The sequence below is a fragment of the Hydrogenimonas sp. genome (assembly GCF_029932565.1).
Classification (GTDB): domain Bacteria; phylum Campylobacterota; class Campylobacteria; order Campylobacterales; family Hydrogenimonadaceae; genus Hydrogenimonas.
Window position 1 is genome coordinate 22,785 of sequence record NZ_JAOZPV010000011.1, and the last position, 8,406, is coordinate 31,190.

Genomic DNA, 8,406 nt, shown 5'->3' on the forward strand with positions numbered 1-8,406 from the left:
ATGAACTACATTCTCCGGGACGAGAACGCCATCTATTACGAATGCGGCTACAGCAGCGACAACGCGCTCTATCTTCGTCTCGGAAGCGAAGCGTGGCTCATTACCGACAGCCGCTACATTGTCGAGGCACGCGAGCAGGTGAAAAACGCCGATGTACTCGAAGCATCCGATCTGCTCAAAACGGCACGTGCCCTGCTGCGTGGAAGCGGTGTGGGCCGTCTCGTTTTTGATCCGAAAGATTGGAGTGTCCAGATGCTGGAGGGACTAAAAAAGAGGCTCCCGCATCTCCGTTTCATTCCCCATCCCGATTTTTCGCATCAGAAACGGATGATCAAGCGCAACGACGAGATCGAACTGTTGAAGAGAGCCGCCGAACTGGGAAGGGAGGGGTTCGAAACATTCGCCGGATATCTCAATCTTTCCGGCCTCGACAAACGGGAAAAACGGCTCCATTTCGAGATGGGTGCAGCGATGAGTCACCATGGGGAGTACGATCTGAGTTTCGATCCGATCGTGGCGATCAACGCCAATGCGGCCAAACCCCATGCCCTTCCGACCGATGTGGCCCTGAAGCGCGGCGATCTGCTTCTTGTCGATTCCGGGTTGAAATATCGACGCTACTGCTCCGACAGAACCAGGACCGTCTCGATCAAAGAGGGGGTCCATTTCGGAGATGATCAGAGCTTCGGTTCGCAAACGATTCAGAAGGCGTATGATCTGGTCAGGAAAGCGCATGACACCGCGATCGAAAAAGCGCGCAGCGGAATGACGGGAGCGGAGGTCGACCGTTTGGCGCGCGAGGTGATCGAAAAAGGCGGGATGGGAGAACACTTTGTCCATTCCACGGGGCATGGCGTCGGACTCGATATTCATGAGATGCCCTATATTTCGGCACGTGGGAACAGTGTGATCGAAGACGGCATGGTCTTTACAATCGAACCGGGTCTCTATTTTCCGGGAGAGTTCGGCATTCGTATCGAGGATATGGTGGTGATGCAGCACGGAAAGGCGACGATCCTGTGACACTGCAGTTGCAAGAGGGGTTCCGGCTGCTGGCATCGAGACGCTTTCCAGCCCGATTTCCATCAAAGGGGCTGCGGCACAGGGCTGTCGTGGGCATTGGCGGCAATATCGGCGATGTTGCAAAACGCTTCGACCGGGTGGTGGACTATCTTCAACGGAGCGGTCAAATCCATGTGGTGCAACTCTCCCCGCTTCTTCGGAATCCGCCGTTCGGGTTCATCGAACAGCCCGATTTTCTGAATGCTGTCATGGTCATCGAAACCGGGTTGAATCCGCCTGCGTTGATGCGCTATCTGTTGTGGGTCGAGAAGCGTTTCGGTCGGCGAAGAAGTTTCAAAAACGCCCCGCGAACACTCGATTTGGATATAATATTTTACGACCAATTGCGTGTGAAAACGATGCGGCTGCGACTGCCGCATCCCCATTTTCATGAACGTGAATCGGTCATGATTCCTCTGATGTTTTTAAAAGGTGAGAGTGTATGAAGTTGATGACATTTACGGCACCGACTCCGGCTCAGGCGCTCAAAGCGGCCCAGAAAGAGTGTGGAGAGGATGCGCTCGTCGTCAGTACCAAGCAGATTCGAAAAAAGAGTTTGGCACAGCCGGCACTCTATGAAGTGGTGGTGGCGATTGAAGATGTGCCGCAGAAAAAACCGGTCAAAAAAGGCAGCCAAAAGAGAAGTGTGACGAAGAGAACGGATGATCGCATCATGGAGAATCCGGAGGAGGTGCTTGTCAATATCTCCGAGGCGGCCCGGCAGATTTCCGAAATTGCCAATGTGGAAAAGCCTGAAACACAGCAGAAAGCGAAATTCGAAATCGAGGAAGAGACTGTTTCCGAACCTGTTTCAAAGCAGGAGATGGAGGAGCTCAAAGCGATCAAGAGCGAGCTGTTCAAACTCGCCGATAAAGTCAAACTGATCCAGAATATGGTATGGGAGGAGAAAAAACCCCTTTCCCACACCATTCCGCCGGAGTTTGCGGAGATCTACCGCATCGCCAAAACGAGCGGCATGGATGGTATCCATCTGGATGAGATCATGCGTCTGACGCTCGAGCATATGCCGCTCCAGATGCGCACGTCATCCCAGACGGTGCGCCGCTATTTCCGAACGCTTCTGAGAAAGATGGTACCGGTCCGGCTCGAACAGGACCTGGTGCCGCCGCAGAAAAAGATTATGATGCTGGTGGGGCCGACGGGTGTCGGAAAGACGACGACACTGGCGAAACTTGCAGCGCGCTATGCCTACCTGATGGAGAAGAAGTACAAAGTCGGTATCATTACGCTCGATACCTACCGTATCGGTGCGGTCGAACAGCTGATGCAGTATGCGAAGATGATGCGTATCGGTATCGAAGCGGTCGTCGATCCACCGGAGTTCATCACGGCACTCCAGACCCTGCAGCATATGGATATCATCCTGATCGATACGGTCGGCAGCAGTCAGTATGACAAAGAGAAGATCGACAAGCTGCAGCAGTTTCTCGCATCGAACAACGATGTCGGCATCGATGTCAATCTCGTTATGGGTGCACCGACGAAGCTGGAGGATCTGCGTGCGATATACCGGAACTTCGCACCTCTCGGTATCGATACGCTGATTTTTACGAAACTCGATGAAACACGGGGATTCGGCAATATCTTTTCACTGGTGTATGAAACCGAAAAACCGGTCAGCTATCTTTCGGTCGGTCAGGAGGTTCCCGACGATCTGATGTGCGCGGACAGTGATTATCTGGTCGAATGCCTGATGGTGGGCCAGGCGAAGAAGGGCAGGCAATGAGTACGCAGGCCAGGGGACTTGAAGCACTCGTCGATGCCCAAAAGCATCCTGCCAGTATGACACGTGTCATCGCGGTAACCAGTGGAAAGGGCGGAGTCGGGAAAAGTACGTTGAGCGCCAATATCGCCTATGTGCTTGCGCGGAAAGGGTTCAAGGTCGGTATCATGGATGCCGATATCGGGCTCGCCAATCTCGATGTCATGTTCAACGTTCGGGCCGAGAAAAACATTCTCCATGTACTCAAGGGTGAAGCGACATTCGAAGAGATCGTCGTACCACTCGATGAAAACCTGTGGCTGATTCCCGGCGAAAGCGGCGATGAGATTTTGAAATTCTCCGATGCGACGATCGTCAGCCGTTTCATCGACGAAGCGCAGATGCTCGAAAATCTCGATTTTCTGATCATCGATACGGGCGCGGGCATCGGTGATACGATTCAGATGTTTCTCAAAGCGGCGGACGATGCCATCGTCGTGACGGTACCCGATCCGGCGGCCATTACCGATGCCTATGCGATGGTCAAAGTGATCAGTAAAATCAAACATGATATATTGATGATTGTGAATCAGGTCAAGAATGCCAAAGAGGGACAGAAAATTTTCGATACGATCCAGAAGGTTGCATCCGGCAATATTGGTACACATCTTGAACTCAAACTTCTTGGATCGGTGCGCAGTGATGCCTATGTTGCCCGAAGTGTCAAACAGCGTGTACTGGTTTGCAAAGAACTGGCGAATATCGCGCCGGCCGCCGACATCGAAACGATCGCGGTGCAGCTTGGGGACAAAAAGGAACACAAAATGCTTGAAGGCCAGAAAGAGAGTGGCATCGGCACATTTTTCAAGAAGCTGCTGGGGCAATTTTAATGGAAATGTTTTGGCAGACGACAACGATAAACGGGTCGGGTCCGGTATCATCATGAAGGGAAAGCATGCGTGAAGAAAACTATATCGCTTTTTGTGTTGTTTTTGGATTCTTCAGCGGCTTGATGGTTGGCTTTTTGACCCAGAATGATCCGTTCGATATGTTGTCGATCATTATGCTCACAACGCTTTTTTTCTATATGTTGGCCCATGTCAGTGTGGCGCTTTTCATCCGTTTTATGGAGTTTGGCAGGGTCCATTTCGAAAAAGAGGCATATGACAGGAAACTCGACTATTTCTATAACCAACTGCTGCAGAGAGAAGCCGGATTTGAAACAAATCACGCATATTTTTCTAATGGTGACAATCACATGAAAAACATGAAAAAAGGCAAAACACGATGATGGCGACAGGCTACGACGATCAGATCCGCCATTATCAGGATGAACTGGCAGTACAGTATCTTCCTGCCGTCAAAGCGATGGCATATCGCCTCAAAGAGCGGCTTCCCCGTTCCATTGAATTCGACGATCTGGTCAGTATCGGGGCGGAAGAGCTGATCAAGCTCGCACGCCGTTACGACAAAAAGCAGAACGACTCGTTTTGGGGATATGGAAAAACCCGTGTGTATGGTGCGATGCTCGACTATCTTCGCTCGCTCGATATTGTCAGTCGTGCCAACAGGAAACTGATCAAAATGATCGACGAAATCATTTCGCAATATATGGACGAACACGGTATCGAACCCGAAAACAGTTATATCGCTGAAATTTTGCAGGAGGATGAGCAGAAGATCAAGGATGTGCGACGTGTTGCCGCGATCTACAATGTTCTGCCGCTCGATGATCAGCTGGAGAGTGAACAGAAAGACACCTTCGCCCAGATTGAACAGGAGGAATTGATCGAGAAAATCATGGAGGTTCTCGAAACGATGCCCAAGCGTGACCAGATGATCATGCAGATGTATTATTTCGAGGAGCTTACCTATAAAGAGATCTCCGAAATTCTCGATATTACTCCATCGAGGATTTCACAGGTGCACAAGCGTGTCATTACCAAAATCAGAGACAGCATAGGATAGCGAGATGGCAGATATTCTCAGCCAGGAAGAGATCGACGCGCTGCTCGAAGCGGTCGAAGATGAAGGCACACCCGAAGCGCTAGAGAGCGAAGAAGAGGTTTTCGACCAGCGTCAGATCACCCTCTACGATTTCAAGCGTCCCAACCGTGTCAGCAAAGAGCAACTCCGGGCGTTTCGCGGTATTCATGACAAGATGGCACGTTCTCTCGCATCCCAGATCTCTTCGGTTATGCGTTCGATTGTCGAGATCCAGCTTCATTCGGTTGACCAAATGACCTACGGGGAATTTTTGATGAGTCTGCCCAGCCCAACCAGTTTCAATGTTTTTTCGATGAAACCGCTGGATGGAAGCGGTATTCTGGAGATCAACCCCTCCATCGCATTCCCGATGGTTGACCGGCTTCTGGGCGGTACGGGGGAACCCTACGAAACGACACGGGAATTTACCGATATCGAGCTGAATCTGATGGATTCGATCCTCCGTATCATCATGGGCACTCTGAAAGAGGCATGGGCACCGGTCATCGAGATTTATCCGAATGTCGAGTCGAAAGAGTCGAGTCCGAATGTGATCCAGATCGTTGCGCAGAACGAGATTGTCGTCATGGTCGTCATGGAGATCGTCATCGGGCACTCCAGTGGTATGATGAACATCTGTTATCCGGTCATCACACTCGAATCGATTCTGAACAAACTGGGAAGTCGTGACTTCATGCTGACCGAAACGAGTGCCAAGAAGAGTCGAAACAAGGAACTCAAAGCACTGGTCGGCGGTGCGCGAGTCAATGTAAGTGCTTTTTTGGGTGATGCGGAGTTGAGTCTCAAAGAGCTTTTGACCCTCAAAAAGGGGGATATTATCCGCCTCGACCGGCCGGCAGACGATACGGCCGTGATCAATGCCGACGGCAAGGATCGATTTATCGGAAAGATTGGATTGAGACGTTTCAGAAAATCGCTTGAAGTATCGGAGTTGATCGTCAATGAAAAAGATGAGGTCAAAGAGATTCTGCAGGAGATAGAACACGAGAGAATGCTGCGACTGGCGCATACGCTAAATGATGAAGAGGAGGTCGTCAATGGCTGATTGGCTGGAGTTGTTGGCTACAGAGACGGCTGCAACAATCGAGGGATTGACAGGACAGCGCCCCGATGTTACGTTTAAAGATAGAGAAGAGATAACAGAAATTTCCAATGTCATCGCGCCGATGGCAGTGATAACCGTAAATGCCAGCGGTGATTTGAATGGCAGGATGGCCATCGTTATGTCGCCGACGCTCGGCACGGCACTCTCCGACATGATGTTGGGTGGAGAGGGTGAGAGCAAGCCGACGATGGATGCCGACGATCTGGATGCGGTCAAGGAGATCGTCTCCAATATTTTCGGTGCACTGTCGACAGCCATGAAGGCACAGAAAGAGTTTCCCGATCTGACATTCGACATTTCGGATATCCGCTTTTTCGAAGAGGGTGAGGATATTGATCTCAGCGATTTTGCCACTCTGATAGCCTACAACTTTTCTCTGGGTGTCATCAACGGTATTTTCATGACACTGCTGGATGAAAATCTCGTTGCTTTGATTGACAATGCGCCGCACGCCGCGGCCGCAACCCAGCAAGCGGCCGAGCCACCGAGAGGAAGCGAAACGCATCCGGAAGAAGTCCATCCGATCGATCACGGCGAGATGAAAAACATCGGTCTGATTCTCGATGTCAAACTTCCTTTGCGTGTTCGGATCGGCAGCAAAAAGATGCTCTTGAAAGATGTTCTTTCGATGGATATCGGTTCCGTTATTGAACTGGACCAGCTCGCGAACGATCCGCTGGAAATTCTTGTCGACGACAAAGTGGTCGCCTATGGAGAAGTGGTGATCGTCGATGGAAACTTCGGGGTTCAGATCACCCATATCGGAACGAAACGGGACCGGTTGGAGACTTTGAAATCGTAAATCGTTAACGGCAGCAGGGTGGGGTTGATTTTCCCGGCGTTGTGTAGTATAGTCCCGGTATGAGTGATAAAAAGAAAAAAGTACTTGTCGGAATGAGTGGGGGTGTTGATTCCACTGTTACGGCGAAACTCCTGCAGGACGAGGGGTATGAAGTAGTCGGCGTCTATATGAAGCTTCACGACAAACCGGGCTACTACGAAGAGAATGTCAAACGGGTGCGGCATGTGGCCGATTATCTCGAGATTGACGTTTCGATACTCGATCTTTCGGAAGAGTTCGATGCAGCGGTCTACATGCCTTTCGTGGAGAGTTACAAAAGGGGCCTTACCCCAAACCCCTGTGCCGTCTGCAACCGCCAGATAAAATTCGGCAAGATGTTGGAGTATGCAGACAAAATCGGTGCCGACTATCTGGCGACAGGCCATTATGTACGGCATGACGGCAAAAATATTCTGGAAGCCGTGGACAAGAGCAAAGACCAGAGCTATTTTCTCTTTGACATCGACAAATCTGTACTGCCCCGTATTCTCTTTCCGCTGGGTGACTGGCTGAAAGAGGATGTCAAAGCCTATGCCGCCGACATCGAAGCTCTCAAAGATTTCGCTCTCCAGAAGGAGTCGAGCGAAATCTGTTTTGTCGAAACGACCTATGTGGATGTTTTGAAAGAGCATATGGATGTCGACATGCCCGGCAATGTGCTGGATACCGAGGGCAACGTCATTGGCCATCATAAAGGGTACATGCACTACACTATCGGAAAACGACGGGGGTTTCACGTGCGGGGTGCCCAGGAGCCCCACTATGTCAAGGAGATTCTTCCCGACACCAACGAAATCGTCGTCACCAGGAAAGATACGCTTCTTGCGACGAAAATATTCATCGAGCGCTGCAACCTGCCGAAAGAGATCGTGACCCTGGAGTGCGATGTGAAAATCCGCTATCGTACCAAGCCGATTCGCTGTCGCGTAACGCTGGATGAGAAAAGAAACGGTCTCATCGAATTGCAGGAAGAGGTTTACGGTGTGGCGGCGGGCCAGGCGGCGGTCTTTTATGAAGGGGAGAAACTATTGGGAGGCGGATGGATCACCGCATCGGAGTAACTTGTTTTTTTTGAAAAAATTGGTTAAAATTCCAGCCTGCATTGCGCGGGGTGTAGCGCAGCCTGGTTAGCGCGCCTCGTTCGGGACGAGGAGGTCGGAGGTTCGAATCCTCTCACCCCGACCATCACTTTCATACTTCCGACAATTTTGAAAAAATCAAAACTCAGTACAGAATCAAGCGTAAACGTTTTCTTTGCCGAACTTTTTGGTCAGCATCGCATAGAAGAGTGCGCGGTATTTGTTGCGATTGGATGATCCCATGGCTTCACAAACCTCTTTGATCGCGGCATCAAGTACGTCATCGCTTTCCTTCAGGCCGAGTTTGTTTTTCAGGAAGTTTTCCCGTACGCGAGCTAACTCCTCGGGATCCGAACAGGAGACCGATTCGGCATCGGCGTTGTAGATGGAAGGTCCAAGACCTCGTGTCACCTTTTCGACCAGTTCTGCACTCACATCCAGGCCCAGTTTTTTGCACGATTCCGTGTATTTCTCGATTTTCTCGTCCAGTTTGCTCATTTGCTCTCCTTTTTCATGTGTGGTATCGAATATTGTACCATAAACCATTTCAAACACAAATTGTTATCATAGAATTTCGTAATAGATTCTT

General features: G+C 50.6%; 10 protein-coding genes and 1 tRNA gene. 10 read left to right on the top strand and 1 reads right to left on the bottom strand.

The features are described from left to right. The 10 genes from Q1K24_RS02825 to Q1K24_RS02870 all read left to right on the top strand — a co-directional run bounded on the left by Q1K24_RS02825 (position 1) and on the right by Q1K24_RS02870 (position 7,923). A complete protein-coding gene (locus Q1K24_RS02825) occupies positions 1–1,023 on the top strand; it encodes an aminopeptidase P family protein (protein WP_300365636.1) in 1,023 nt (340 codons plus the stop codon). Then, a complete protein-coding gene (gene folK / locus Q1K24_RS02830) occupies positions 1,020–1,508 on the top strand; it encodes a 2-amino-4-hydroxy-6-hydroxymethyldihydropteridine diphosphokinase (protein WP_300365639.1) in 489 nt (162 codons plus the stop codon). Before Q1K24_RS02825 ends, folK begins: the two co-directional genes overlap by 4 nt. Further along, positions 1,505–2,809, top strand: coding sequence for a flagellar biosynthesis protein FlhF (gene flhF / locus Q1K24_RS02835; protein WP_300365642.1), 1,305 nt, complete (start codon positions 1,505–1,507; stop codon positions 2,807–2,809). The genes folK and flhF overlap by 4 nt, the downstream gene beginning before the upstream one ends. Further along, positions 2,806–3,675: a MinD/ParA family protein gene (locus Q1K24_RS02840; RefSeq protein WP_300365645.1), complete on the top strand. Its 870-nt coding sequence runs from the start codon at positions 2,806–2,808 to the stop codon at positions 3,673–3,675. Before flhF ends, Q1K24_RS02840 begins: the two co-directional genes overlap by 4 nt. 65 nt (positions 3,676–3,740) lie before the next feature. Next, positions 3,741–4,076 carry a hypothetical protein gene (locus tag Q1K24_RS02845; protein ID WP_300365647.1) on the top strand — a complete coding sequence of 112 codons (336 nt, stop codon included), beginning with the start codon at positions 3,741–3,743 and terminating at the stop codon, positions 4,074–4,076. Next, positions 4,073–4,753: an RNA polymerase sigma factor FliA gene (locus Q1K24_RS02850; RefSeq protein ID WP_300365650.1), complete on the top strand. Its 681-nt coding sequence runs from the start codon at positions 4,073–4,075 to the stop codon at positions 4,751–4,753. The genes Q1K24_RS02845 and Q1K24_RS02850 overlap by 4 nt, the downstream gene beginning before the upstream one ends. A gap of 4 nt (positions 4,754–4,757) precedes the next feature. Then, positions 4,758–5,837: a flagellar motor switch protein FliM gene (fliM, locus tag Q1K24_RS02855; protein WP_300365653.1), complete on the top strand. Its 1,080-nt coding sequence runs from the start codon at positions 4,758–4,760 to the stop codon at positions 5,835–5,837. Further along, positions 5,830–6,699, top strand: coding sequence for a flagellar motor switch protein FliY (fliY, locus tag Q1K24_RS02860; RefSeq protein WP_300365656.1), 870 nt, complete (start codon positions 5,830–5,832; stop codon positions 6,697–6,699). Before fliM ends, fliY begins: the two co-directional genes overlap by 8 nt. A 59-nt stretch (positions 6,700–6,758) precedes the next feature. Then, positions 6,759–7,799, top strand: a complete 1,041-nt coding sequence (gene mnmA, locus Q1K24_RS02865; protein ID WP_300365658.1) for a tRNA 2-thiouridine(34) synthase MnmA — start codon at positions 6,759–6,761, stop codon at positions 7,797–7,799. A 46-nt stretch (positions 7,800–7,845) separates the two neighbouring features. Beyond that, a tRNA-Pro gene (locus Q1K24_RS02870) sits at positions 7,846–7,923 on the top strand. A gap of 50 nt (positions 7,924–7,973) precedes the next feature. On the opposite strand, the gene Q1K24_RS02875 is transcribed toward Q1K24_RS02870, so the two are convergent. Continuing rightward, positions 7,974–8,315 (bottom strand): DUF2853 family protein, encoded by a 342-nt coding sequence (locus tag Q1K24_RS02875; RefSeq protein WP_300365661.1) that lies wholly within the window; start codon positions 8,313–8,315, stop codon positions 7,974–7,976. Between the last annotated feature and the right edge of the window lie 91 nt (positions 8,316–8,406).